We start from the raw sequence: 24,764 nt of genomic DNA on the forward strand, positions 1-24,764 counted from the left end.
GGTCACTCTCCCTCGCCGTGATGGTGCGTGGTGGCGTCCGGCAGGCCCACCACAACGATGCGTCCCTGGTTGTGGATGACGTCGACGTGGCTGTTGTACATCCGGGACAGCACCTCGGTGGTCATCACTTCTTCCGGCGTGCCCACGCGGAACTGCCCGCCCGCCAAGTACAGCACCCGGTCCACGTAGTCGATAATCGGGTTGATTTCATGCGTCACGAAGACCACGGCACTGTTCTTTTCGTGGCATTGCCGGTTGATCATCGCGCTGACGGCCTGCTGATGGTGCAAGTCCAGTGAAAGCAACGGCTCGTCGCAGAGCAGGACTTGCGGGTCGGAGGCCAGCGCCTGGGCCGCCCGCAGCCGCTGTTGCTCGCCGCCGGAGAGCTGCCCGACCGGGGCGTCCGCGTACCCGGAGGCGCCCACCATCTCGAGCAGTTCATCCACCCGCCGGCGGTGCTTGCGCGTGTGCAGCCGGATCCCCCACCGGTGACCGTCCAGGCCCAGACCCACCAGATCGCGGGCCCGCAGCGGCGTCTCCGGGGCGAAGGTCTTCTGCTGCGGAATGTAGCCGATGTCCCGGCTGCCGCGTTCCAGCGGCCGGCCATTGATCTCGGCGGTACCGTGGGTCAGCGGCTGCAGGCCCAGCAGCACGCGCAGGAAGCTGGTCTTTCCCGAGCCGTTCGGGCCCAGCACCGCGAAGAACTCCCCCGGCTCGATCGTCAGGTCCAGGTCATGCCACAGCACGCGCTGGCCGAAGGACAGCGAAGCTCCCTGCAGGCGGACGGCGGCGGACGCGGCCCCGCTCATCCGCGCAGCGCCTTCTCCACCGCGTGGAGGTTGTCGCCCATCCAGCCCAGGTAGTCCTGGCCTTCGGGCAGGGTCTCGGTGAAGTTGACGACGGGCAGGCCCGCCTTTTCGGCCAGCTGGCGGAGCCGCTGTGTCTGCGGGCCCTCGGTCTGTTCGTTGTAGGCGACGAACCGGACCGACCCACCGGTCACCAGGTCTTCGGCTTCTTTGAGGGCCTGCGGGGCCGCGTCGCTGCCTTCCTCGGCTGCCTCCATGAAGTCCTCGGGAGTCTTGTTCTCCAGCCCGAGGGCATCGAACAGGTGCAGCGGCACCGGATCGGTGGCCGCTACGGCTTCCCCGTGGGCCGTTGCGGCGAGGGCGTCCACCTCGGCGCGCAGCTTGTCCAGGCCGGCATGGAACTTCCCGGCGTTGGCTTTGAAGGTGTCGGCCTGCTCCGGGTCCAGCGCGGACAGCTTCCCGGCAACGGCATCGGCGACCTTGGCCATGGTGGGGAGGTCGTACCAAACGTGTTCGTTGAAGCCGCCATGGCCGTGGTCCGCGTGGCCGGCGTCGGAGCCGGTTGCCTCAGACGCGTGCGCCGCATCGTGTTCCGCGCCGGGCAGCGGCGACAGTTCCACCGCGGTGATGATGTGGTTGTGGTCGACGCCGGTGTCGTCGGCGAGTGTGTGCATGAACGTGTCATAGCCGCCCCCGTTTTCCAGCACCAGGTCAGCCTGGGAAACCGCCAGCTTGTCGCGGGCCGTTGCCTCATAGGAGTGCGGGTCCTGGGCCATCCGGTTGACGATCGACGTGACCTCGACCTGGTCGCCGCCGATGCTGCGGGCCAGGTCTCCGTAGACGTTCGTGGAGGCGACCACGCTCAATCTGCCGTCCGCTTCGCCCTCGCCCCCGGCAGCGGCGCAGCCGGACAGCAACAATGCCGTCACGGCCAATCCTGCCAACACGGGGGTGGTACGGGAGTGCCTCACGGAACCTCGGTTCTACTCACAGTTGAGAATCAGTAACAATAAGGATTCCAGCTTAGCGCATTGCGAACCGTTCGCATTACTGCGGGCGCGGAACCGTCCAGCAGTTCCGCGCCCTCAGACGGGTTATTCGCCGGTCCGGCGCAGTCCCTGGGCCTGCGTCTCGTCGCGGATCTCGCCCACCAGCACTTCGATCACGTCCTCGAGGAACAGCACGCCGTGGGTAGTGCCGTCGTTGCCCAGCACACGGGCCAGGTGCGAGCCGGTCCGCTGCATGACGCCCAGCGCGTCCTCGATCTCTTCGTCCAACGCCAGATTGGCCAGCGTACGGACCTTGGTGACCGGGATCGTCTTGTTGAACCGGTCCTCCGGGATGGTCATGACGTCCTTCAGGTGCAGGTACCCGGTCAGATTGTCGCCGGCGTCGGCCACCGCAAACCGGGAAAACCCGGTCCGGCCCACCACCCGCTCGAACTGCTCGGGCGTGGTGTCGACGCCGATGGTCACCAGCTGGTCAAGGGGCACCATCACGGTGGCCGCCGTGACGGCCGAAAACTCCAGCGAACTGGAGATCAGTCCGGCATCGTCGTCAACCAGTCCGTGCTTGGTGGACTCCTGCACGATCGACTGGACTTCCTCCAGCGTGAAGGTGGAGGTCACCTCGTCCTTCGGCTGGATCCGCACGGCCCGGAGAATGTGGTTGGCCGACCAGTTCAGCGTGGCGATCACCGGCCGCACCACCTTGGACACGGCCACCAGCGGCGGAGCCAGCAGCAATGCGGCCTTGTCCGCCACCGAAACGGAAATGTTCTTCGGCACCATTTCGCCAAACGTCACGTGCAGGAAGGTCACCGCCAACAGCGCCACGGCGAAGGAAATCCCATAGGAGACCTCATGCGGAACGCCCAGCCAGCCCTCCAGCGGCAGCAGCAGCAGTTCCTTGATCGCCGGTTCAGCCACGTTCAGAATCAGCAGCGAACACACGGTGATGCCCAGCTGGGCACAGGCCAGCATCAGGGACACGTGCTCCATGGCCCAGAGGGTGGTCTTGGCCCGCTTGGAGCCGGCCTCCGCCAACGGTTCGATCTGGCTGCGGCGGGCGGACATGACGGCGAACTCGGCGCCGACGAAGAAGGCGTTGCCGAGCAGCAACACGACCAACCAGAAAATACCCATGGCCGCCATCAGAGCTCACCCGCCTTGCCGGCATCGGGCAGCGCGGCGCTGGCAGCCGGATCGGGAATGAAGCGCACCCGGTCCACCCGCCGCCCATCCAGCCGCTCGACCTCGAGGACGCCGCCGTCCACCGGGACCGTGTCGCCGACCACGGCAATCCGGCCCAGTTCGGCCATGATGAAGCCGCCAACCGTTTCATAGCTGGCCTCGTCGGGCACGGTCAGCTGCGGGATCTGTTCGGTGACCTCATCGGGGCGCATCAGACCGGGGAAATACCAGTTTCCGGCGGCGCTCTGCAGCACTCCGGGCTTGACCCGGTCGTGTTCGTCGGCGACCTCGCCGACGATTTCCTCCACCAGGTCCTCCAGCGTGACCACCCCCGCGGTTCCGCCGTACTCGTCGAGGACCACGGCGAACTGCAGGTTCGCGGCACGCAGTTCGGAGAGCAGCGAGTCCAGGTGCACGGTCTCGGGCACCCGCAGCACGTCGGTCATGATGGTGGCCGCGGGCAGCACTGCACGCTTCTGGCGCGGGACGCCGATGGCTTTCTTGATATGCGCGACGCCGCGGACGTCGTCGGGCGATTCGCCGAGCACCGGGAACCGGGAGAAGCCGGTACGCCGGGCCGCGGCGATCAGGTCTGCCACGGTCTGGTCCGCATCAATGAACTCAACGCGGATGCGCGGAGTCATCACATCGGCCGCAGTCCGGCCGGAGAAGGACAGCGTCTTGGCCAGGAAGTTCGCGGTGCCGGCGTCCAGCGTGCCCATTTCGGCGGAGCGGCGCACCAGCGATGCCAGTTCGGAGGGAGTCCGGGCTCCGGAGAGTTCTTCCTTGGCCTCCAGCCCGAACAGGTGGAGCACTTTGTTGGCAAAGCCGTTGAGCATCAGCACGAAGGGCTTGAAGACCGCGGTGAAGACCAGCTGGGGCCGTGCCACCAGTTTGCCGACCGCCATCGGCAAGGCTATGGAAGCGTTCTTCGGTACCAGTTCGCCCAGCAACATGGAGAGCAGGGTGGCGATCACCATGGCGATCACGGCGCCAATGGGCTGGATGACCGCCTCGGCCAGGCCGAGCGCCGCCATCGGCGGACGCAGCAGGCTGCTGATAGCCGGCTCCATCAAGAAACCGGTCAACAGTGTGGTCAAGGTGATGCCGAGCTGGCAGCTGGAGAGCTGCGTGGAGAGCGACTTCAGGCATTTCATCAGCGGCACTGCGCCACGGTCGCCGTTGTCGACGGCGCGCTGCACAGTGGGCTGGTCAAGGGCCACCAGGGCGAATTCAACGGCAACGAAGAAGCCGGTGCCGAGAATCAGCAGCAGGCCGGCGGCGATTTGGATCCATTCCATCAGCGCGCCGCCGTCCTGCAGGTCAGGCGGTCAGATGGAGGGTGGTCATCCGAGCCCGGACTAGAGGGCTCCTGACCGGCCGCGGAGGCGGCCAGGGTGTGATGGGCACGTGCGCGGGATTTGCCGGTGCTGGGTGACGCCTCGCAGCTGTCAGCCGTGTGGGCTGCCTGTACTCCCGCAGTGTGGCATGCACCTGCGGGGCGCGTCACGGACCGGCTCCTAGAATAGCTGTCCATTATGGGCACTAGCGTAGCAGTCGCACCCCGAGCCGGACCGCGGCGCGGACCCCTGCGCCGCTACCAGCTCTGCGGGACCGGGCGGCCTTCTTCATAGCCGGCGGCCGATTGCACGCCGACAATCGCCCGTTCGCGGAACTGCACCAGGTTCTGCGCACCGGCGTAGGTCAGCGAGCTGCGCAGTCCGGCGGTGATCTCGTCCAGCAGGTCCTCGACACCGGGGCGCAGCGGGTCAAGGTACATCTTCGAGGACGAAATGCCCTCCTCGAAGAGCGCCTTGCGCGCCCGCTCGAACGCGTCCTCGCGCCGGGTCCGGTTCTGTACGGCACGGGCTGATGCCATGCCGAAGCTCTCCTTGTATTTCCGGCCGCTGCTGTCCGTGAGCAAATCCCCCGGACTTTCGTGGGTCCCGGCGAACCAGGAGCCGATCATCACCTGGCTGGCGCCGGCCGCCAGCGCCAAAGCCACGTCGCGCGGATAGCGGACCCCGCCGTCGGCCCATACGTGCGCGCCAAGTTCCCGCGCGGCCTCCGCGCATTCCTGCACGGCCGAGAACTGCGGGCGGCCTACGGCGGTCATCATCCGGGTGGTGCACATGGCGCCCGGTCCCACGCCGACCTTGACGATGTCCGCGCCGGCTTCCACCAGATCGCGCACCCCTTCGGCGCTGACCACGTTGCCGGCCACCACGGGTACCTGCGGATCCAGGCTGCGCACGGCGTCCAGCGCGTCGAACATCTTGCGCTGATGCCCGTGCGCGGTATCCACCACCAGCACATCCACGCCTGCCTGCAGCAGTGCCTCGGCCTTGCCCTTGACATCGCCATTGATGCCGACGGCGGCCGCCACCTTCAGTTTGCCCTGCGGGTCCAGCGTGGGGGTGTAAATGGTGGACCGGAGCGCGCCCGAACGGGTGAGCGCGCCCAGCAGCATGCCGTCGTCGTCCACCACCGGTGCGAAGTTCGCCGAGGCCGAGTCGAACAAATCGAAGGCCTGGCGCAACGAGGTGTCCGCCCCGGCGTCGAACATGGAAGCCTCCAGCAGCAGCGGGTGGGCCGCCATCACCGACTCGAGCGAGGCGTAGCGGTCCACGCCTTCGCAGTCCTCGGCGCGCACCACGCCCACGCACTTGCCGGCGTCGTCCACCACCGCAACAGCGCCGTGCGCGCGCTTGTCCATTAGGTGCAGGGCGTCAATGACGGTGCTGCCGGTGGTCAGCTTCAACGGTGTTTCGAAGACAGTGTGCCGGCTTTTGACCCAGCCGGTGACCTCCGTGAGGACCTCGGACGGCACATCCTGCGGCAGCACCGCGAGTCCACCCCGGCGCGCCATCGTCTCCGCCATGCGGCGTCCGCTCACGGCGGTCATGTTTGCCACCACCAGCGGGATCGTGCTGCCCGTGCCGTCCCCGGCGGACAAGTCCACGTCCAGCCTGGACGTGACGTCGGAGCGCGAAGGCACCAGGAAGACGTCCGAATACGTCAGGTCGGTCATGGGCTGGTTGATCAGGCGCATGGATGCTCACTTTCCTCGTCGCTGTGCCGGCCGGCGGAACGTCCGGGTACAGGTGGTGCGGGAACCGCATGGTGCCCGGGGCCTGCGGCAGCGCACCGCAGTTGAACGGCGCAGCTCCCCCCGGAAAGTCTAGAGGCACCTGCGCCGGGATCGAATCGGAGCGCTGTTCGGCGGCACAGGTGGTAAAGATTAGCCTGCGTTGCGAAAGTGTCATTAGACTGGCTACTGGTCCAGATCTAGTGCGCGCCAGACGCGCACTCGCAATTCCGCTGCTAGCCGGCAGGTCCGGAAGGCAGCCAGGGAAGCGCGTGATCTGCAGGGCAAGCGGCAACTCACGGAAGAGGCGTATTACAAGTGCCAGAGCATCCCAACCTTCGTCTACCCGAGGAATTTGGCGGTAACGAATGGCTCGTCGACGAAATCTACGAGCAGTACCTCCGAGATAAGAATTCCGTGGACAAGAAATGGTGGAGCATCTTCGAAGCAGCCAATGGTGCCGGCAATTCTAACGATGCTGCTCCCGCGCAGTCCCCGTCCCGTCCCGCTCCGGTGAAGGACACGCCCCAGGCCTCGAGTGAGAGCACTGCCACCGATCGGGCCGGAACCAAGCCGATTCCAGCCGACAACGAGCCGGCCCCCAACACCTCCACCGACACGGCCGCTGCCCCGGCCAAGCCCGCCGCGAAGGCGGAGCCGAAGCCGGCACCGATCCCGGCCCAGCTGCCCAAGTCAGCGCCCAGCGCAGTCGCCGAAGAAGACACCGTCTCCGTGCTCCGCGGACCGGCCAAGGCCATCGCCACCAACATGGACGCCAGCCTCAGCGTGCCCACCGCGACGACGGTGCGGGCCGTTCCGGCGAAGCTGCTGATCGACAACCGCGTGGTCATCAACTCCAATCTGGCCCGTGCCCGCGGCGGCAAGGTCTCCTTCACCCACCTGATCGGGTACGCCGTGGTCAAGGCGCTGGGCCAGTTCCCCAGCCAGAACGTCCACTACGAGGAGATCGACGGCAAGCCAGCGGCGGTCCAGCCGGCCCACGTGAACTTCGGCATTGCCATTGACATGCCCAAGCCTGACGGCACCCGCCTGCTGGTGGTGCCGAACATCAAGCGCGCCGAGACCCTGAACTTCTCCGAGTTCTGGCATACCTATGAGGACCTGATCAAGCGGGCCCGCGCCGGCAAGTTGACCGCCGACGATTACGCAGGCACCACCGTCTCGCTGACCAACCCGGGCGGCATCGGAACCGTCCACTCCGTGCCGAGGCTGTCCAAGGGCCAGGCCACTATCGTTGGCGTCGGTGCCCTTGAGTACCCGGCCGAATTCCGCGGTGCCAGCGAAAAGACGATCGCCGCCCAAGGCGTCGGCAAGATCATCACGCTGACCTCCACCTACGACCACCGCGTGATCCAGGGCGCGGGCTCGGGCGAGTTCCTGCGTCTGGTCGAATCGCTGCTGCTGGGCGAGCAGGGCTTCTACGATGAAATCTTCGAAGCGCTGCGCATCCCCTACGAGCCGGTCCGCTGGCGCTCGGACAACCAGGTGGACGTCGAGCTGCAGGTCAACAAGATTGCCCGCATCCAGCAGCTGATCCATGCCTACCGCGTCCGCGGCCACCTGATGGCGGACATCAACCCGCTGGAATACGTCCAGCGCAAGCACCCTGACCTGGACATCAACACCTACGGGCTGACCCTGTGGGACCTGGACCGGGAATGGGTCACCGGCGGGTTCGGCGGCGCCGACCGGCTGAAGCTGCGTGACATCCTCGGGGTGCTCCGCGATGCCTACTGCCGCACCACCGGCATTGAATACATGCACATCCAGGATCCGGCCGAGCGCGAGTGGTTCCAGAACGAACTGGAGCGCCCCTACGCCAAGCCCAGCCGCGAAGAGCAGCTGCGCGTGCTGGGCAAGCTGAACGCCGCCGAAGCGTTTGAGACCTTCCTGCAGACGAAGTTCGTGGGCCAGAAGCGCTTCTCGCTGGAGGGCGGCGAATCCCTGATTCCGCTGCTGGATGCAGTGATTTCCGACGCGGCCGACGACGGCCTGGACGAAGTGGCCATCGGCATGGCCCACCGCGGCCGGCTGAACGTGCTGACGAACATCGCCGGCAAGACCTACGCACAGGTGTTCCGCGAGTTCGAGGGCACCCAGGACCCGCGCAGCGTCCAGGGCTCCGGTGACGTGAAGTACCACCTGGGCACCGAAGGGAAATTCACCTCCGACAACGGCAACGAGACCAAGGTCTACCTGGCCGCCAACCCCTCGCACCTGGAGGCCGTCGATCCGGTGCTGGAGGGCATCGTCCGCGCCAAGCAGGACCGACTGGACCGCGGCGACGAGTTCCCGGTGCTGCCGGTCATGATCCACGGCGACGCGGCCTTCGCCGGCCAGGGCGTGGTGGCGGAAACGCTGAACCTCTCCCAGCTGCGCGGCTACCGCACCGGCGGAACCATCCACATTGTGGTCAACAACCAGGTCGGTTTCACCACCTCGCCGCACTCCTCGCGGTCCTCCGTGTACTCCACCGACGTGGCCAAGATGATCCAGGCTCCGGTCTTCCACGTGAACGGAGATGACCCGGAAGCCGTGGTCCGCGTTGGCCAGATGGCCTACGAGTACCGCCAGCGCTTCCACAAGGACGTCGTCATCGACATGGTCTGCTACCGCCGCCGCGGGCACAACGAGGGCGACGACCCCTCGATGACGCAGCCGATGATGTACAACCTGATCGAAGCCAAGCGTTCCACCCGCAAGCTGTACACCGAGGCCCTGGTGGGCCGCGGCGACATCACGCAGGACGAAGCGGACCAGGCACTGCGCGACTACCAGGAACGGCTGGAGCGCGTCTTCGCCGAAACCCATGCAGCGCAGACCTCGCCGCTCCCGATCATCACCAAGGATTCCGCGGCGGTGTCCGATCTGGAACGCCCGCTGTCGCAGCAGGCAGAGGAGAAGGACAACGTCCCCTCCGAAACCGCCATCTCGGCAGAGACCCTGGCGAAGATCGGCAAGGCGCATCTGGACATTCCGGACGGCTTTACCGTCCACCCGAAACTGAAGGCCCTGCTGGAGCGCCGCGAGCAGATGTCCCGCGAAGGCAACATCGACTGGGGCTTCGGCGAACTGGCTGCGTTCGGCTCGCTGCTGATGGAAGGGGTCCCGGTGCGACTGGCCGGCCAGGACTCCCGCCGCGGTACCTTCGTGCAGCGCCACGCCGTCTTCCACGACCGCGTGAGCGGCGAAGAGTGGGCGCCGCTGAGCAACCTCTCGACTGAACAGGCCAAGCTGTGGATCTATGATTCGCTGCTGTCCGAGTACGCGGCCATGGGCTTCGAATATGGCTACTCGGTGGAGCGCCCGGATGCGCTGGTGCTCTGGGAGGCGCAGTTCGGTGACTTCGTCAACGGCGCCCAGACCGTCATCGACGAGTTCATCTCCTCGGCCGAGCAGAAGTGGGGCCAGCGTTCCTCGCTGGTGCTGATGCTGCCGCACGGCTACGAAGGCCAGGGCCCGGACCACTCATCGGCCCGGATCGAGCGCTTCCTGCAGATGTGCGCCGAGGACAACATGATCGTGGCCAACCCGACCACCCCGGCCTCGCACTTCCACCTGCTGCGCCGGCAGGCCTACAACCGGCCGCGGAAGCCGCTGATCATCTTCACGCCGAAGCAGTTGCTGCGCCTGAAGGCCGCTGCCGCCCAGGTCGAGGACTTCACCACCGGAACCTTCCAGCCGGTCATTGGAGATGTCCAGAACCTCAGTGGCAATGAGGTGGACCGCGTGGTCCTGGTCTCCGGCCGGCTCTACTACGATCTGCTGGCCGCACGCCAGAAGAGCTCGGACACCAAGACCGCGCTCATTCGGGTGGAGCAGCTGTACCCGCTGCCGGCCGAGGAGATCAAGGCGGAACTGGCGAAGTACCCGAACGCCGAGGTGGTCTGGGCCCAGGACGAGCCCGGAAACCAGGGACCGTGGCCCTTCATGGGTCTGTACCTGCCGGAGGCTTTGGACCGGCCGCTGCGCCTGGTCTCCCGTCCGGCCTCCGCTGCGACCTCCACCGGCTCGGCCAAGCGCCACGCCGTGGAGCAGGACGTTTTGGTCAAGAAGGTCTTTGAACGCCGGTAAGTAGGATGGTGGGCGGGGGGCCGCAGGGCGCCCCGCCCACTTTCTTTTAACCATTTCTCTTAAGCACCGTCTCCAGCCCGTCGAACCAGAAAGCTACCCGTGGAGCAACGCAGAATCAGGATCGCCGCAGTGGGTGAACAACTGCTGGCCGGCGTGGGAGACCCGCGCGCCCTCGGTTGGCTGGGCCGTACCTTGGCCCGGACCAACCCTGATCCAGCAACCCTGGAATCCTTCGTGCTGGCCTCGCCCAACGAAGGAACGGAGGAGCTGGCGGGCCGCTGGCTTCAAGAAGCCGGACGACGTTTCGACGACGGTTTCGAAAACCGGCTGATCATCGGCCTGTCCGGCCGCGACCTTGAGCTCGGCTTGTCCACAGCCCGCAGCCGCCTGAACCTGGCCAACATCCTCGACGGCGCGGCACAGCTCAGCGTCAAAGTCTTCGTGGTGGGTCCACCCCCTGGACTGGATGGGGAGCGCAATGCCCAGCTGGCCGAGCTGTCCACCGCCTTCGGCGATGTGACCACGCGCCGCAAACACGTCTTCGTCGATACCTTCACACCACTGCTCAATCACGAACAATGGCGCACCGATCTGGTCAGCAACGGCGGAACACCGGGCCAAGCCGGCTATGGGCTGCTGGCGTGGCTGGTCCTGCACCGGGGTTGGTATCCGTGGTTGGATCTGCCCGAACCCTTCTAGCCGCCCCCAGCTCCGCTGGACAGTGGGGCAACATGTTCAGCACCCAGACGGCGGGACCGGTCACTCCGGCCCCGCCGTCCTGTCGATGCAGGCGGTACAGCCCTTGCTCAAAGTCCTGCAGTCCCACCCCTTGTCAGCTGGCAGTTCGAGATATATCGTGTTTCCCATCGCACGATATATCGCGTTCGGAGCGGTGTATCACCATAGGCAGGACAAGCCATGAACGATACCTGGAGCATCGGCGGTCCACAGACCATCGACGTCGACGAGGTCCGCGCGCTCAAGGCCTCCATCGTCAAAGGGCGGCTGGACATCATCGCGCACGACGAGCCGACCGTCAGGGTGGAGGTCTCCGAGGTCATCGGCGCACCGTTGGAGATGACGCTGCGAGGCGGCACGCTGGAAATCAGCCACCACAAGGGCGGCGAGGGTCCGCTGGGGTTCTTGACACGACAGGTCAACCTTGCGGTCTCCGGCTACCGAGAGGAGGCCCTGATCAGCATCGCCGTGCCGCGGGACGTTGCCGTCAAGGCCTCCACCGTCAGTGGGGACGGCTTGGTGTGCGGCACGGCCGCCAATGCGGATTTGAACACTGTGTCCGGGTCCATGATGGCCGACCAAACGACCGGAGTGCTCACCGTCAATACTGTCAGCGGCGAGATCATTGTCCGTCGGCACAGCGGCACTTTGGCGGTGAAGAGTGTTTCCGGCGAGGTGACTGCCGCCGGCGACCTAGACCACGTCCGGGCCAGCACGGTCAGCGGCGACCTGAGCTTTGACCTGCAGGGCGCCCCTCAGGATCTAGCCGTCAATTCCGTTTCCGGCAACGTCACGGTGCGGGTGCCCGAACACTACGGCGTGTACGTTGCTGCTTCTTCGGCTACCGGCAGCATTACCGTCAATGACCAAAAGTTCTTCGGCTTTTCGGAGAAGGTCAAGACCCGGATAGGTCCCGAGGGCCGCGGGCTCACCCTCCGGTCCTCCACCGTCTCGGGCACCTTGGCGGTTTTCCACCGGGACACAGCCGGAAGCCAGGTGAACTGATGCCTCCAGTCTTTGCCCATGGCGCCTTGCGACTCTATCTGCTCTCCTTGGTGGCAGAAGGAGACAAGCACGGTTATGACATCATCCGAGCCCTCAGCGATCGATTTGGCGGCACCTACTCCCCCAGCGCGGGCACCGTCTATCCCCGGCTGGCGAAACTTGAGGAGGAGGGACTGGTTGCCACTGTCTCGGATGGGCGGCGAACGGTCTACAGCATCACCGATGCCGGGCGGCAGGAACTGGCCGCCCGGCAGGACGAGCTGGCCGACGTCGAAGCAGACATCTCCGCGTCCGTGCGGCGCCTCGCCGACGGGTTGCGGGAGGAATTGCGCAGCTCCATGAAAGGGCTGCGCGCGGATCTCGCAGCATCGGCCGAGGCCGCCCGCAGTACAGCCCGGAAGTCTCCGCGGGCGGCAGACGCCGCCGGTCTTCGGACGGTGAAGGAACTGGAGCACCTGCTCAACGACTTCCGCGACGAGGTCCGGGTGTGCTTGCGCCGGCGCAGCGCCACCGGCGCCGTGGATGAAGTGGCAGTGCAGACCATCAGGACGGTGCTGGACCAGGCCAAGGCATCGATCACCGCGGCGTTGCGCTGACGCCTACCCTGCAGCTTGTGTCAGTTAGGAGCAGGCGCGGGCATGTGAAAGACTGGTGCGCAGTTCTTTTTCATCCAGCAAAGGAGGCAGCTATGAGCAAGCGTGCACGCAAGCGCCGTGACCGTAAGCGCGGCGGCGCAAACCACAGCAAGCGCCCCAACACCTAAGCGGTTGGGCACCAGCCCGCGCGGCTGATGCTGCTGAAGGAAGAACCCCCGTGCCCGATTGGGCGGCGGGGGTTCTTCTCTTCTGTGCTGCGGGTTGGCCAGCCGGGGGGCGGGCCCGCCGAAAGACCTAAACGATGTCGGATTCCCTGATGTGGCCGATCTTGTCCAAGATACGTTCCTTGAGGGTCTGCGGTGCAGCCTCCTGACAGGAGCGCTTCACCACCGAGCGGATCAGGCATTCCAGATTGTGTTCTTCGGCGCACTCTTGGCAACTGTCCAGATGCGCCTTGATCTCCGCGAGGTCGTCGCGGGAGAGTGCGCCGTCAACGTACTCGTAAATCCGCTGCATCCGGTCGTCTTCGCAGTCGCCCAGTCCGTGGCAGTCGCTCATTTGACGTTCTCCTGTTGTGTCCCCACCGCCGCTGCGGCGTCTTTCCTGTCTTTGGTACCTGTCATCCCGCGTTCGTGCGCATAATCCGCAAGCAGTTCGCGCAACAGCTTGCGTCCCCGGTGCAGGCGGGACATCACGGTACCGATGGGGGTGTTCATGATTTCCGATATTTCTTTGTACGCGAAGCCCTCTACATCCGAGAAGTAAACGGCCAGCCGAAATTCCTCCGGGATGGCCTGCAGAGCGTCCTTGACGTCAGAGTCCGGCAAGTGGTCCAACGCCTCTGCCTCCGCAGACCGCAGTCCGGAGGAAGTGTGAGAGGCGGCTTGGAACATCTGCCAGTCCTCTACCTGGTCCGTATTGGACTGTTGCGGTTCGCGCTGGCGCTTCCGGTAGAGGTTGATGTAGGTGTTCGTCAGGATCCGGTACAGCCAGGCCTTGAGGTTGGTACCCGGCTTGTACTGATGGAATGCGGAAAACGCCTTGGTGTAGGCCTCCTGCACCAGGTCCTCGGCATCGCTGGGATTGCGGGCCATCCGCATGGCCGCAGAGTACAGCTGGTCCACATACTGCATGGCGTCGCGTTCAAAGCGGGCACGGCGCTGATCGGCAGTTTCCGTCTGGACGTCAACCTCATCCGGCTGCCCCGTTGTTGCGGGGTTGCTGCGGTTCTTGGCGGCGTCCGAATTCTCAGTCGTCATTGGCTCCCAGTCTACGCTGAGCTTCACGAACCCCTGGGCCGATGCCGCGCCGTCTACCCGCCCCGCGTGGGCCGGTTCGGCAAGCGCTGTTGTCACAGGTTTTCCCTTCGTTCGGACACGTTCTGGACCGGAGACGATGCACCGGCATTCCTCAGATACGTAACGATCGCTGCCGGCCGGCTATTCCCTGCCGATGATGGACTATCCGCCCTGCGAGGTGTGCGGTGCCAACAAAAGTGCCAGACTAGTGTCCAGTGCCGCCTTCCCGCGGTTTGGCCGATGGGAAGGGCACAGATTCCTTCGACGCACGCTGACGCCCAGGAGGCCTCCATGTCAATCGTCCGCCTTGCCGCCCGTCCCCTGCTGGCCACCAGCTTCGTAGCCACCGGGATCGACCGTCTGCGACACACTGAGGAAACGGCTGAGTCCCTGCGGCCGCTGGTTCAGCAGACACAATCCGTCCTTCCCGCAGCAGGAGCGTTGGTCGGGCAAGAGAAGACGATGGCGCGCGTCATCGGCGCAGCGCAGGTGGGAGCAGGCGTCCTGCTGGCCATGGGCAGGTTTTCCCGGCTTGCTGCGGCTCTGCTGGCCGGCACCACCGCCGTTAACACGCTGGTGGAATACCGCACGGCAGATTCCGCTACACCAGAAGCCAGACGCGTCCGCCGCAACCGGCTCTTGAAGAACCTGTCGCTGATCGGAGCCGTCATGCTGGCTGCCGTCGACACGGCCGGACGGCCCGGACTGGCCTGGCGGGCCGAGCACCTGGCCGCGGATGCCCGGCGCAACGTCCGTTCCATCAGCAAGGGCGCGCGCCGCAGTGCGGGATCGATGGGCAAGGACGCCCGCAGGCAGCTGAAAAAGGCGGAACGCGTAGTGCGGGAAGCCACTGCGGATGTGGTGGGATCCTGAACGCAATGCCCCTTGTTTCCAGCAGTTGGCCGGCTCCCTATGCAGAGAGGCCGATCGACGCAACGGTCCAGATCCCTGCTTCCAAGTCCCTGACCAACCGCTATTTGGTGCTCGCGGCGTTGGCCGACGGTCCCTCCCGGCTGCGCGCCCCGCTGCATTCACGTGACACCTTCCTGATGGTGGCAGCGCTTCGTTCGCTGGGAGCCCGGATCACCGAGGCGGAGGGGGACGGCCGGTTCGGCCCCGACCTGTTGGTAGAACCGATTGATCCGGCACAACCGCTAGGCGGTGCCGGTGTCGACTGCGGTCTGGCGGGCACCGTCATGCGCTTCGTGCCGCCGCTGGCAGCGCTGTGTACCGGCGACGTGGAGTTCGACGGCGACCCCGCGGCACGGCGCCGGCCGATGTCCCCCACCATCGACGCACTGCGCCAATTGGGCGTGCTGGTGGACGACGACGGTCGCGGCAGCCTCCCGTTCCGCATTACCGGCACCGGCAGTGTGGCTGGAGGCCATCTGGCGATTGATGCCAGCGCGTCCTCACAGTTCGTGTCCGCCCTGCTGCTGGTCGGTCCGCGCTTCCGCGACGGCCTGCATCTGGAGCACGTCGGCGAGCGCGTGCCGAGCCTGGACCATATCGCCATGACGGTCCAGTTGCTGCGCGACCTCGGCGTGAGCGTGGACGATTCCACCCCGAACCACTGGGTGGTCTCCCCCGGCCCGATCCGTGCCTTCGATACCCGGATCGAGCAAGATCTCTCCAACGCCGGCCCGTTCCTGGCCGCCGCCTTGGCCACCCGGGGCCGGATCAGGGTGCCCAATTGGCCGGCTTCCACCACCCAGGTGGGCGACGCCTGGCGGGACATCCTGCCGCGGCTCGGCGCCACGGTCACGCTGGAAGACGGAACGCTCACGGTGGTCGGCGGCGAAAAAATCACCGGCGCGGACTTGGCCGATACCAGCGAATTGGCTCCCACCGCGGCGGCCCTGTGCGCGCTGGCCGACGGCGAGTCCCGGCTGAGCGGCATTGCCCACCTGCGCGGACACGAGACCGACCGCTTGGCCGCCTTGGTGGCGGAGATCAACCGCTTGGGCGGCGACGCAGAGGAGACGGACGACGGACTGTGGATCCGGCCCCGGCCGCTGCACGGCGGGTTGTTCCATTCCTACGAAGACCACCGGATGGCTACCGCCGGTGCCATCATCGGCTTGGCCGTGCGCGGCGTGGAGGTTGAGGACATCGGAACGACGGCGAAGACCATGCCCGAGTTCCCCCAGCTCTGGCAGGAAATGTATGCTGCCGCACCGACGCCTTCGGCGGGCTGACGGTGGCGCGTAGTACTGGAAGCTGGGATGAGTCGGATGTGCGCATCCGCCCGAACAAGCGCGGAACGCGTCCGCGCACCAAAGACCGCCCGGCCCACGAGGATGCCGAGCTCGGCCGGATCGTGACCGTCGACCGTGGCCGCTACACCGCCGTCGTCGATGAAGACACTGATGGCGAGCGCATCGTCGTCGCTGCCCGCGCCCGCGAACTGAGGCGCACTCCGGTGGTGGCGGGAGACTTCGTGGCCTTGGTCGGCGATGTGTCCGGCGAACCGGACAGCCTGGCCCGGCTGGTCCGAGTGGAGGAACGCCGCACCCTGCTGCGCCGCAGCGCGGATGACACCGACCCGGTGGAGCGCGTGGTCGTAGCCAACGCTGATCAACTCGTCATTGTGGTGGCCGCGGCGAATCCCGAACCTCGTACCGGGTTCATCGACCGGGCGCTGGTGGCAGCGTACGACGCCGGGATCAGCCCGCTGCTGTGCGTCACCAAGGCGGACCTGAAGGACCCGGCCGAGCTGTTGTCCAACTACGAGCATCTGGACCTGCCGGTGATCGTCAGCCGCACTGCGGCTGTGGACGCTTCCGGGGTGGACACGCTATCCGACGAGGGCCTGTCTGCCCGGCTGGACACCGAGGCGGTGGCAGAGCTGCGCAGTTACCTGGACGGCAAGGTCACGGTCACTCTGGGCCACTCCGGCGTCGGCAAGTCCACCATGGTCAACGCACTGACCGGGGCGCAGCGGGCCACCGGCGGGGTGAACGCCGTCACCGGGCGCGGCCGGCACACCTCGTCGTCGGCTTTGGCTTTAAAGGTTTTGGACGCGCCGGCCGGCACCTGGATCATCGACACTCCGGGCATCCGGTCCTTCGGCTTGGCCCATGTGGATCCCGACCGCATCCTGTCGGCCTTCCCGGATCTGGAGCCCGGCACGGCCGACTGCGCGCGCGGCTGCAAGCACGACGCGTCGGCAGTCGACTGCGGACTGGACGCCTACGTGGCTGACGGCGGTGCCGGTGAGGCCGGGCCCGCCCGGCTGGCGTCGCTGCGCCGTTTGCTGGGCGCCGAGGAACGGCCGGAGGCCAAAGAGCTCGGCACGGTCTAGGTTCGGCGCCCGGCTGCTGGCGCTGCCTCCCGCGTCCGCGCTGCACTTACCGATAGGTTGAAACGTATGACCCACGCTCCGCAAACCTACAACGACGATCTGCGCCTGGCCCATGTGATGGCCGACTCCGTGGACGCGCAGACCATGGCCCGGTTCAAGGCCCTTGACCTGAAGGTGGAGACCAAGCCGGATCTGACGCCAGTCACCGACGCGGACCGGGCCGCCGAAGAAGCCATCCGCGGGCAGCTCTCCCGGTCCCGGCCGCGCGACGCGGTGCTGGGCGAGGAGTTCGGCAGCAGCGGCCACGGCTCCCGCCGCTGGATCATCGACCCGATTGACGGCACCAAAAACTTTGTCCGCGGCGTGCCGGTCTGGGCCACCCTGATCGCCTTGGTGGACGAGGGGCAGCCGGTGGTGGGCCTGGTCAGTGCCCCTGCGCTGGGCAAGCGCTGGTGGGCAGCCAAGGGAACCGGCGCCTATACCGGGCGTTCGCTGGCCGCCGCCACCCGGCTGCAGGTTTCCGCAGTGGATCGGCTGGAGGATGCCTCGTTGTCCTACTCCAGCCTCACCGGCTGGAAGGAGCGCGGGAATCTGGACGATTTCCTCGATCTGACCGAGTCGGTCTGGCGCACCCGCGCGTTCGGCGACTTCTGGTCCTACTGTCTGGTGGCCGAAGGTGCCGTGGACATTGCCTGCGAACCGGAGCTGAACCTCTACGACATGGCCGCGCTGGTCCCGATCGTGACCGAAGCCGGCGGGAGGTTCAGCTCGCTGGAGGGCGAAGACGGACCGTTCGGCGGCAATGCGCTGGCCACCAACAACCTGCTGCATCAGACAGCCCTGCACCGCCTGAACCCCGAACTGCGCGGACAGCGCCCGGCGGGTTCGGCCACGGCCGGGTATGACGATGAAGCAGCCGGCGGCATCGACGGCGGCGAGGGCCGCTAACCGGCTGTTTGACAAGGAGCACCACGTGGCACACGGCGGCCCCCGGATGGACGACGAGCGGCGCCGCGCCTACGGCGGCACCTTCCAGCAGGGCGGCGAACACTACGACCGCATCCGTCCCGGCTACCCGGACGACGCGGTGGACTGGCTGCTGCCGGGCAACGCCCGCACCGCCGCCGACGTGGGGGCCGGCACCGGGAAGTACACCGCCGCCTTGGCTGCCCGGGGGCTGCAGGTGATTGCGGTGGACCCGTCTGCGGACATGCTCGCCCAGCTTCAGCGCAATCTGCCCGCGGTGACCACGGTGGTGGGCACCGCGGAGCACACCGGGCTCGCCGGCGCCAGCGTGGATGTTGTCACGGTGGCCCAGGCCTGGCACTGGACGGACCCGCTCCGGGCCAGCACCGAGGCCGCGCGCATCCTGAAGCCCGGCGGCGTCTTGGGACTGGTGTGGAACCAGTTGGATACCGGTGTGCCGTGGGTGCACCGGCTCACCCGCATCATGCATGCCGGCGACGTGCTCAAGCCGGATTTTCGTCCCCGGATCGGCCCGGAGTTCAGCGGACTGGAAGGGCACGAAACCCGGTGGCAGGATCCGCTCAGCACGCTCGATGTGATGGAGCTGGCCAAGACCCGCAGTTATTACCTGCGCGCCAACGCGGCGACCAGGACGAAAGTGTTGGCCAACCTCGACTGGTACCTCCACGACCATCTCGGCCACTCCCCCGGGGCGCCGATCGGGCTGCCGTACCTGACCCACAGCTGGCGGGCGCGGGCGGTCTGACGCCGGAGCGCTGTTAGAGGTGCTCGCTGCTTGTGTTGAGGTCCACCGTCCGGCAAAATTTAGGCATGCCGAAAATTTGGGTGAAGGTATGCCTGATGGCCACAGCCGCCATGCTGGCGGTCGCCGGCTGTGCCCGCCCGGCCGCACCCGCCGCCGCCGGACCGGGAGAACGGCCGCTGGTACTGACCACTTTCACCGTCCTGGCAGACATGGCGAACAAGATTGGCGGCGGACACGTCGAGGTCATCTCCGTCACCAAGATCGGCGCGGAAATCCACGGCTACCAGCCCACGCCGTCGGACTTGGTCAAAGCACAGGATGCCGACCTCATCCTGGACAATGGGCTGGGGCTCGAACGCTGGTTCGCACGCTTCGTGAACGCCGTCCCGGCCCCGCATGTGGTCCTCAGCGACGGCGTGAAGCCGGTGAACATCACTGCCGGAAACTATGAAGGCCGCCCGAATCCGCACGCCTGGATGTCGCCCGAGGCTGCCAAAATCTACGTGGACAACATCGTGCACGCCTTCAGCGACCTGGTGCCCGAACACGCCGACGATTTCCAGCGGAACGGCGCGGACTACCGCCACGAACTGGACAAACTGATGGACGACCTGAAGGCTGCCTTCGCCGATCCGGCGGCCGTTCCCGCCTTGGTCAGCTGTGAAGGGGCCTTCTCCTACCTAGCCCGCGATGCCGGGCTGCACGAGGCGTATCTCTGGCCGGTGAACTCGGACGCCGAGGGCACGCCCCGGCAGATCAAAGAAGTCATCGGACAGGTCCGCGAACACCGGATCCCGTCGGTGTTCTGCGAATCGACCGTGAACCCGGAATCGATGCGGCAGGTGGCCAAAGCTACCGGCGCCCGGTTCATCACGCCGCTGTACGTGGACTCCCTCTCCGGACCGGATGGTCCGGTCCCCACCCATCTGGAGCTGATCAAGCACGACATCTCCCTGATCAAGGAAGGACTGGCGCCGTGAGCACGCACATCATCCCGGCCGAGGCCCCGGCTATCTCGGTGGCCGGCCTGCGCGTGGCCTACAACGACGTCGTTGCGCTGGACGACGTCGGCGCAACGGTGGCCTCGGGAACCATCTGCGGGCTGATCGGGGTCAACGGCTCCGGCAAGTCGACGCTGTTCAAGTCGCTGATGGGGCTGGCCCATCCGTCGTCCGGCACGGTGGAACTGTTCGGACTCTCGCCCCGGCAGGCGCGCAAATTGAACCTGGTCAGTTATGTTCCCCAGTCCGAAGACGTCGATTGGACCTTCCCGGTTTCGGTGCGGGATGTGGTGATGATGGGCCGCTACGGCCGGCTTGGGCCCATGCGCCGGCCGCACCGGGAGGACCGTGAAGCTGTGGAGGCGGCGCTGGAACGGACGGGCCTGAGCCGCCTGCAGCACCGGCAGATCGGCGAGCTGTCCGGAGGCCAGCGGAAACGCGCTTTCGTGGCCCGCGGCATCGCCCAGGACGCCGGACTGTTGTTGCTCGATGAGCCATTCGCCGGCGTGGACAAGGCCTCCGAAGCCAGCCTGATCTCCCTGCTGAAAGAGCTGCGCCGCGAGGGCAAGACGATCCTGATCTCCACCCATGACCTGGCCGGCATCCCGCAACTCTGCGATGAGGCGATCCTGTTGCACCAGAAAGTCCTGGCGCACGGATCTCCGGCGGAGGTGCTGACAAACGACAACCTGGCTCTCGCCTTCGGCTCGGCGCTGGTTGGCCCCACGGAAGGAGCCCGCCGTGGACTTGCTTAACTGGCTGCTGGAACCGCTGCAATACGGGTTCCTGACCCGCGCCCTGCTGGTCACGCTGGCAGCCTCCATCGTGTCCGCGGTGTTGTCCTGCTGGCTGATTTTGATGGGCTGGTCGCTGATGGGCGATGCGGTTTCCCATGCGGTGCTGCCAGGCGTAGCGTTGGCTTACATCATCGGCGTCCCGTTCTCGCTGGGCGCCTTCGTCTTCGGCGCTGCCGCGGTGGCGCTGATCGGCGGTGTACGCTCCTCCACCCGACTGAAGGGCGACACCGTGATCGGCGTGGTGTTCACCGCGTTCTTCGCCGCCGGCCTGGCCATCATCTCCAAAACACCCAGCCAAACCGATCTGCAGCACATCCTGTTCGGCAACGTCCTCGGCGTCAGTGACGGCGAGCTGCTGCAGGTGCTCGGCCTGGGCGCAGTGACACTGTGCGTGCTGCTGTTCAAGCGCCGCGATCTCACCCTGTTCGCCTTCGACCGCGTCCACGCCCATGCCGTCGGACTCAGCACCCGCTGGCTTTCCGTGCTGCTGCTCGGGCTGCTGGCGCTCACCGTCGTCGTCGGCCTGCAGGCAGTGGGCATCGTGCTGGTGGTGGCCATGCTAATCACCCCGGGCGCTACCGCCTTCCTGCTGACCCGGCGCTTTGACGCCATGCTGGCCATCGCCGCCTCGGTCACCGCCGCGGCCTCGGTCGCCGGCATCTACGCCAGCTACTACCTGGACGTCGCTACCGGGGCGGCGGTGGTCCTGGCGCAGGCCCTGGTCTTCCTGGTGGTCTACCTGTCCGCCCCGCGAACCGGGGTAATCTGGCAGTTGGTACGCCGCCGGTCCGCAGGGCAGCGCGCCGCCAGGCAGCCGGAAACCAGCAGCACCGGGCTGTAAGCGTGCCGTCCTTGTCCAACGAAAGGGTGAAACCGCATGCCACCGGCCAGGAAAACAGCGCTCAGCAGCGGCTCGTCCAGCGTGCAGGACTATGTCAAGGTCATTTATGCCTTCACCGAGTGGCAGGACAAACCCATCACGTCCTCACAGCTGGCCGTGCGCCTGGGCGTGGCCAACTCATCGGTCTCCGAGATGGTGCGCAAGCTGGTGGAGCTGCAGCTGGTGGACCACCGGCCGTACAGCGCCATTGAACTGACCGACGCCGGCCGGCGGCTGGCGCTCACCATGGTCCGCCGGCACCGGGTCCTGGAGACCTTTCTGGTGCAGGAACTCGGCTATGCCTGGGACGAGGTCCATGACGAAGCCGAGCTGCTCGAACACACCGTCTCGGACACTTTCATCAACCGGATGGCGGCCAAGCTAGGCAATCCGCAGCGCGACCCGCACGGCGACCCGATCCCGGCTGCGGACGGCACGGTGCACGTGCCCAACGCCGTGCAGCTGGAGGAACTCGACGGCGGCCACACCGGCCGCATCACCCGGATCAGCGACGCCGACGCCGATCTGCTGCGCTTCTTCAGCTCCGAGCGAATCAGGCTCGACGACCGGGTTGAAGTTGTTGGCCGGCGCCCCTTCGGCGGTGCGTTAGTGGTCCGTGTCGGTCCCACCGAATCCGCCCGGGAGCTGGACTTGGGCTACCAGGCTGCCGCCGCGTTGTGGGTGCACGCTGATCCGCACCCCGGCTGCCTGCTCGCTTCGTGAGCACGACGCCGGCCGGCCGGCTGCGGGTCGCAACTGCACCGTCCCTCCCGCCCGCCAGGGGCAGCTGAGCCGCCGTTGCCGGCCGCGCTGGGCCTGGCAACGGTGGACTGAACACGGCTCCTTCCTGCTCCGCTCCAGCCCCTTTCCGGACCTGCCGGACGGCGTTTCTGAGGGCCGCAACGGCTCTGGCGCCGCACACAAGGGCAGGTTGATCGGTTAGGCTCGGCTGTATCCGAGCCTGGAAGCGGAAGAAAGGTGTCCCTTGGCAACTCTGGGAATCGAAGAAGAATACCTGCTGCTGGATCCTGCCACCGGCCTGCCGGCCCCCAAGGCCGACAAGGTCGCCGAAAACCTTGAAGGATCGTTGCATGTGGCCCGCGGGGATATCCAACGGGAACTGCTCACGTGCCAGATCGAGACCGCCACCGCGGTCTGCTCCACGCTCACCGAAGCTGAGGAGTCGCTGCTGAACTTCCGCCGGGAACTTGATGCTGCGGTCCGCAAGACCGGCGTCCGGGCCGCGGCCACGGGCACTGCACCGCGGATCCAGGACGATTACCCGGAGGTCACGGACAAGGAGCGCTACCACCAGCTCAAGGCCAGCGCCAAGGGCATCGTGGCCGACCAGTTCGTCAACGGCCAGCACGTGCACGTGTCCGTTCCGGACAAGGAAGCCGGCGTGCAGGCCCTGAACCGGATCAGGCCGTGGTTGCCGGCAGTGGTGGCGCTCAGCGCCAACTCGCCGTACTGGCTGGACCGGGATAGCGGATTCGGTAGTTGGCGGACAGTGCACTACCGCCGCTGGCCGATCCAAGGCTGCGCGCCGGTCTTCCGCGACGCCGCAGACTACGAGCGCCGGATCCAGCGTCTGGTGGACTCCGGCGTCATTATTGACCGCGGTGTCCTCACATGGCTGGCCCGGCTCTCTGACCGCTACCCCACCTTGGAAGTCCGGGCGGCAGATGTGCAGCTCGAGGCCCAGGACGCCGTGTTGATCGCCGCGGTTATCCGCGGCTTGATCTCCACGGTGCTGGCCGATGAGGCCGCCGCGCGCACTTTCCGACAGCCGGACCCCGAGTTGCTGGATGCTGCCGTCTGGCAGGCGGGTCGGCAGGGCCTGACCGACCGGTTGGTGGACCCGGAGTCAGGGGTGCTGCTGCCGGCACGGGATGTGGTGCGGATGCTGCTGCGCTACATCCGGCCCGCGCTGGAGGACGAAGGCGACTCGGCCTGGGTGGACGCCAGCATCGAACGGCTTTTCGCCACAGGAACCGGCGCCGAACGTCAGCGCAAAGCGATGGAGTCCGGCGGGCTCACGGCGCTGATGAGTCTCTACGCAACGTCGCTGACCGCCGAACCATAGCCCTGAGGCACTCAGACGAACGGCCACCTGCCCGGCCTGCCACTGCCGCCCGCCGAAGCCGGCTCCATGAGCAGGGGCGCCATGATGTTGGTGATCTTGGCCGAAGGCTCCACCCTGAACTCACTCCAGAGCCGCGTCCTGAAGACTTCGAACGCCCGCAGCGCCTGGGCATAGTTTCCATCGGCAATGTGCGTCTCCAGCAATAGGCGCTGGGCGCTTTCCCGCAATGGCTCGATGGCGATGGCAAATCCTGCAGCGTCCGTCGCCAGGTCCGTCTCACCGCGGTCCAGATGCTGGCTGGCGAGACGCTCCAGCGCCGTTAGCCTCAGCTGCTTCCAGCGTTCTTGCTCAGCCACGACCCAGTCCTCGTACCATCCGGGCAGCAGCTCGGCTGTGCGCAGCAAATCAAGCATGGCCGGCCGCAGGCGGACCGCCCGGTCCCCGTCTAAGGAGGCAAGTCGCTGGCGGACTTCATGGACATCCACTGCCACGTCCTCAGCGAGCGCCAGCGGATCCCTGCTTTCGACCAGCAACCCCGGCTGCTGGTGGGACACCATCCAGATGGTCTCCCGCAGGCTCCCCGTTGCCTGCCGCTCGGAACTGTCCGGCCACAGCAGGCCTGCCAGGAACGCGCGTGGCTGGCTGCCAAGCAGTGCCAAAACGGCGATCAGCCGCTGCTGCCGAATGGTTACTTTGACCGGAAATTTTCCGTGGCGAATCTGCCATCCCCCGAGTAATTGGATTTCCCAGGTGCGATCTTCTGCGTTCATTTTCGTTGCCCCCCAAAGGCATTATTTAGGCACCCCTTGCCACTGCCGAGAACGTCTCCCCGTTCAGCTTCCCACCCTGTCGCTGGTTGTCAACGCGACTAAAGGATTCATCCAGAAACTACCTGAACGGTAACGGCCCCAGTAACGGCGCACCCAGCGCATCGACTCGTTGTCAATAACTGGCCAGTAACGCTTGCGTAACACCAGACGCCATCCAATGTGGTCTACACGCACGTCGATCAGAACCGTGACCGACACTAGCGCCGTCCGGCCTAGTGTCGGTCCCGTCAGCTCAGGAGGACTGCCATGGCGCCCTGCTTGTTCACCGCCCCGCAACTGTGCAGCCGGGCGCCCGGCCCCCAGACCGCGTAACTGC

Annotated in this window: 23 protein-coding genes; 15 read left to right on the plus strand and 8 right to left on the minus strand. The window is 66.4% G+C overall.

Annotation, left to right across the window (positions count from 1 at the left end):
- Positions 1-2: 2 nt before the first annotated feature.
- From AC5RWX_RS03135 to guaB1, 5 genes are all read right to left on the minus strand, one after another.
- Positions 3-809 carry a metal ABC transporter ATP-binding protein gene (locus AC5RWX_RS03135; protein ID WP_493938813.1) on the minus strand — a complete coding sequence of 269 codons (807 nt, stop codon included), beginning with the start codon at positions 807-809 and terminating at the stop codon, positions 3-5.
- Complete coding sequence (locus tag AC5RWX_RS03140) at positions 806-1,735, minus strand: metal ABC transporter solute-binding protein, Zn/Mn family (protein WP_493938811.1); 930 nt, start codon at positions 1,733-1,735, stop codon at positions 806-808. The genes AC5RWX_RS03135 and AC5RWX_RS03140 overlap by 4 nt, the downstream gene beginning before the upstream one ends.
- A gap of 165 nt (positions 1,736-1,900) precedes the next feature.
- Positions 1,901-2,959, minus strand: coding sequence for a hemolysin family protein (locus tag AC5RWX_RS03145; RefSeq protein ID WP_494096960.1), 1,059 nt, complete (start codon positions 2,957-2,959; stop codon positions 1,901-1,903).
- The gene (locus AC5RWX_RS03150) at positions 2,959-4,299 is read right to left on the minus strand and encodes a hemolysin family protein (protein ID WP_493938808.1); all 1,341 of its coding nucleotides are present in this window, start codon (positions 4,297-4,299) and stop codon (positions 2,959-2,961) included. The genes AC5RWX_RS03145 and AC5RWX_RS03150 overlap by 1 nt, the downstream gene beginning before the upstream one ends.
- 296 nt (positions 4,300-4,595) lie before the next feature.
- Entirely contained in the window at positions 4,596-6,050 is a 1,455-nt protein-coding gene (guaB1, locus tag AC5RWX_RS03155; protein ID WP_493943413.1) for a GMP reductase, read from the minus strand.
- A gap of 354 nt (positions 6,051-6,404) precedes the next feature.
- Between guaB1 and AC5RWX_RS03160 the strand changes: the two genes are divergently transcribed.
- From AC5RWX_RS03160 to AC5RWX_RS03180, 5 genes are all read left to right on the plus strand, one after another.
- On the plus strand, positions 6,405-10,181 hold the full coding sequence (locus tag AC5RWX_RS03160; protein WP_493938806.1) for a multifunctional oxoglutarate decarboxylase/oxoglutarate dehydrogenase thiamine pyrophosphate-binding subunit/dihydrolipoyllysine-residue succinyltransferase subunit: 3,777 nt from the start codon (positions 6,405-6,407) through the stop codon (positions 10,179-10,181).
- A gap of 99 nt (positions 10,182-10,280) precedes the next feature.
- On the plus strand, positions 10,281-10,880 hold the full coding sequence (locus AC5RWX_RS03165) for a GDSL-type esterase/lipase family protein (RefSeq protein ID WP_493938805.1): 600 nt from the start codon (positions 10,281-10,283) through the stop codon (positions 10,878-10,880).
- Between the two features lie 219 nt (positions 10,881-11,099).
- Positions 11,100-11,924 carry a DUF4097 family beta strand repeat-containing protein gene (locus AC5RWX_RS03170; RefSeq protein WP_493938804.1) on the plus strand — a complete coding sequence of 275 codons (825 nt, stop codon included), beginning with the start codon at positions 11,100-11,102 and terminating at the stop codon, positions 11,922-11,924.
- Entirely contained in the window at positions 11,924-12,520 is a 597-nt protein-coding gene (locus tag AC5RWX_RS03175; protein ID WP_493938802.1) for a PadR family transcriptional regulator, read from the plus strand. Before AC5RWX_RS03170 ends, AC5RWX_RS03175 begins: the two co-directional genes overlap by 1 nt.
- Positions 12,521-12,612: 92 nt before the next feature.
- Complete coding sequence (locus tag AC5RWX_RS03180) at positions 12,613-12,687, plus strand: 50S ribosomal protein bL37 (RefSeq protein WP_394940783.1); 75 nt, start codon at positions 12,613-12,615, stop codon at positions 12,685-12,687.
- A 127-nt stretch (positions 12,688-12,814) separates the two neighbouring features.
- Here the strand turns inward: AC5RWX_RS03180 and rsrA are convergent, their stop codons facing one another.
- Positions 12,815-13,078, minus strand: coding sequence for a mycothiol system anti-sigma-R factor (gene rsrA, locus AC5RWX_RS03185; protein ID WP_493938801.1), 264 nt, complete (start codon positions 13,076-13,078; stop codon positions 12,815-12,817).
- Entirely contained in the window at positions 13,075-13,779 is a 705-nt protein-coding gene (locus tag AC5RWX_RS03190; protein ID WP_493938799.1) for a sigma-70 family RNA polymerase sigma factor, read from the minus strand. Before AC5RWX_RS03190 ends, rsrA begins: the two co-directional genes overlap by 4 nt.
- Before the next feature lie 330 nt (positions 13,780-14,109).
- Between AC5RWX_RS03190 and AC5RWX_RS03195 the strand changes: the two genes are divergently transcribed.
- From AC5RWX_RS03195 to AC5RWX_RS03240, 10 genes are all read left to right on the plus strand, one after another.
- Positions 14,110-14,691, plus strand: coding sequence for a DoxX family protein (locus AC5RWX_RS03195; protein WP_493938797.1), 582 nt, complete (start codon positions 14,110-14,112; stop codon positions 14,689-14,691).
- A gap of 5 nt (positions 14,692-14,696) precedes the next feature.
- Positions 14,697-16,016 (plus strand): 3-phosphoshikimate 1-carboxyvinyltransferase, encoded by a 1,320-nt coding sequence (aroA, locus tag AC5RWX_RS03200; RefSeq protein ID WP_493938796.1) that lies wholly within the window; start codon positions 14,697-14,699, stop codon positions 16,014-16,016.
- Between the two features lie 2 nt (positions 16,017-16,018).
- Positions 16,019-17,122, plus strand: coding sequence for a ribosome small subunit-dependent GTPase A (rsgA, locus tag AC5RWX_RS03205; RefSeq protein WP_493938795.1), 1,104 nt, complete (start codon positions 16,019-16,021; stop codon positions 17,120-17,122).
- A 66-nt stretch (positions 17,123-17,188) separates the two neighbouring features.
- Positions 17,189-18,070 (plus strand): histidinol-phosphatase, encoded by an 882-nt coding sequence (gene hisN / locus AC5RWX_RS03210; RefSeq protein WP_493938794.1) that lies wholly within the window; start codon positions 17,189-17,191, stop codon positions 18,068-18,070.
- Positions 18,071-18,095: 25 nt separating this feature from the next.
- On the plus strand, positions 18,096-18,854 hold the full coding sequence (locus tag AC5RWX_RS03215) for a class I SAM-dependent methyltransferase (protein WP_493938793.1): 759 nt from the start codon (positions 18,096-18,098) through the stop codon (positions 18,852-18,854).
- 65 nt (positions 18,855-18,919) lie between these two features.
- Complete coding sequence (locus AC5RWX_RS03220; RefSeq protein WP_493938792.1) at positions 18,920-19,834, plus strand: metal ABC transporter substrate-binding protein; 915 nt, start codon at positions 18,920-18,922, stop codon at positions 19,832-19,834.
- Positions 19,831-20,610: a metal ABC transporter ATP-binding protein gene (locus AC5RWX_RS03225; protein WP_493938791.1), complete on the plus strand. Its 780-nt coding sequence runs from the start codon at positions 19,831-19,833 to the stop codon at positions 20,608-20,610. The genes AC5RWX_RS03220 and AC5RWX_RS03225 overlap by 4 nt, the downstream gene beginning before the upstream one ends.
- Positions 20,597-21,493 carry a metal ABC transporter permease gene (locus AC5RWX_RS03230; RefSeq protein ID WP_493938790.1) on the plus strand — a complete coding sequence of 299 codons (897 nt, stop codon included), beginning with the start codon at positions 20,597-20,599 and terminating at the stop codon, positions 21,491-21,493. The genes AC5RWX_RS03225 and AC5RWX_RS03230 overlap by 14 nt, the downstream gene beginning before the upstream one ends.
- 36 nt (positions 21,494-21,529) lie before the next feature.
- Positions 21,530-22,255: a metal-dependent transcriptional regulator gene (locus tag AC5RWX_RS03235; protein WP_493938789.1), complete on the plus strand. Its 726-nt coding sequence runs from the start codon at positions 21,530-21,532 to the stop codon at positions 22,253-22,255.
- A 262-nt stretch (positions 22,256-22,517) separates the two neighbouring features.
- Positions 22,518-23,618, plus strand: coding sequence for a carboxylate-amine ligase (locus AC5RWX_RS03240; RefSeq protein ID WP_493938788.1), 1,101 nt, complete (start codon positions 22,518-22,520; stop codon positions 23,616-23,618).
- A gap of 11 nt (positions 23,619-23,629) precedes the next feature.
- Here the strand turns inward: AC5RWX_RS03240 and AC5RWX_RS03245 are convergent, their stop codons facing one another.
- Positions 23,630-24,388 carry an AfsR/SARP family transcriptional regulator gene (locus AC5RWX_RS03245; RefSeq protein WP_493938787.1) on the minus strand — a complete coding sequence of 253 codons (759 nt, stop codon included), beginning with the start codon at positions 24,386-24,388 and terminating at the stop codon, positions 23,630-23,632.
- Positions 24,389-24,764 lie beyond the last annotated feature (376 nt).

Source organism: Arthrobacter sp. SPT-J7 (genome assembly GCF_059089965.1).